General features: G+C 35.7%; 2 protein-coding genes. One reads left to right on the top strand and one right to left on the bottom strand.

Features of this window, described 5'->3' with window-relative positions:
• On the top strand, positions 1-897 hold an 897-nt coding region (locus ABY285_RS12590; RefSeq protein WP_372770587.1), incomplete at its 5' end, for a UDP-N-acetylglucosamine 4,6-dehydratase family protein.
• 70 nt (positions 898-967) lie between these two features.
• Here the strand turns inward: ABY285_RS12590 and ABY285_RS12595 are convergent.
• The coding region (locus tag ABY285_RS12595) for a tyrosine-protein phosphatase (RefSeq protein ID WP_372770589.1) at positions 968-1,626 on the bottom strand (659 nt) is incomplete at its 5' end.

Genomic DNA, 1,626 nt, shown 5'->3' on the forward strand with positions numbered 1-1,626 from the left:
AATAATATTACGGCCATTGTAGGCGACATTCGAAATAAAAAAAGAATGGAATTGTTGTTTGATCAATACCAGCCGTCCATTGTTTTTCATGCTGCAGCATACAAACACGTGCCCTTTATGGAAGAAAACCCTTATGAAGCGGTTTGTGTAAATATATCCGGAACACAAATAGTTACAGATTTGTCAGTGCAGCATCAGGTTGAAAAATTTATAATGATATCTACTGATAAGGCTGTAAATCCTACAAATGTAATGGGGGCAACCAAGCGTATTGCTGAAATGTACATTTCTTGTTTGAAGAACAATGGAACCACTAAATTTATTACCACACGTTTTGGAAATGTGTTGGGCTCTAACGGCTCTGTAATCCCGTTGTTTAAGTCGCAAATTAAAAATGGGGGCCCAATAACAGTAACGCACAAGGACATTACCCGATATTTTATGACAATCCCAGAGGCATGTCAATTGGTATTGGAAGCAGGAGCAATGGGCAAGGGAGGTGAAATATTTGTGTTTGACATGGGTGATTCCATAAAAATATATGATTTGGCCTTGAATATGATTCGTTTATCGGGATTAAATTATCCCAAAGACATTGAAATAGAAATTACAGGATTGCGCCCCGGAGAAAAAATTTATGAAGAGCTGCTGGGGAATGGTGAAAATACAACAGCAACTTACAACGAAAAAATTATGATTGCCAAAGTAAAATTGATGAATACAAAGCAGGTAAAGCAAAGTATCAATGAATTGGTAAGTCTCAATCAGGAATTTAAATTTGAGCAAACGGTGCAGAAAATGAAAGAAATTGTTCCTGAATATATTTCCAACAATTCAATATACGAGGAGTTGGATAAAAATCCTTCTGATCCCTTAATAGGAAAACTGGCAATTTAGAATTTGACAGGAAAAAGTTTAAAGTTTAAAGTTCAGTTTAATAGAAAATAGAACAAAAACCTATAAATTATTATCTGTGCTTTCTGTCTTTTCCTATTTCCGAATCCCTAATCCCAAAAAAAGCATTGGCCTTAAGAACAGGTGCAATAAGCCTAATTTTTTTTCCAAGGTCAATCTTTTCCAAAAAATCCAAATGCTGTTGCTTGTGCGTGTCCGTACCGGTAAAATCGATGAGTTGTTGTTTTAAAAGATGAATAGCCACAGCATGGACCTTTGGACCATAATAGTTTGAAAGTGAAAGTAAGTTCATCTGAAACAAACAGCCCGCTGCTTTTAGTTTTACATATTCCTCCATAGAATTGTGAAAATAAGAATACCTTTCAGGATGTGCCAAAACAGGTTTATAACCAGCTATTTGAATATTGAATAATGTTTCATACAAATTAACTGGTGCACTGAGAAAAGACAACTCCACTAAGATATAATTGTCTTTTAGCGTACGTAATTTTTCGGTTTTTAACAGGTGGTCAAAATTGGCATCCAGCATGTATTCGGCCGCTGCGTGTACAGTAATGTCATTAAATTCAATCCTTTTTAAATGAGAATTTAGAGCGTCTAATTGTCGCTGAATGTTTTCCGAAGTATTTTCCCAAACACTTTCCATCACATGCGGGGTGCAAATGATGTGTTTAATGCCATATCCATGCATTCTTCTTAACAAAGCCACCG

Source organism: Lutibacter sp., assembly GCF_041555395.1.
Classification (GTDB): domain Bacteria; phylum Bacteroidota; class Bacteroidia; order Flavobacteriales; family Flavobacteriaceae; genus Lutibacter.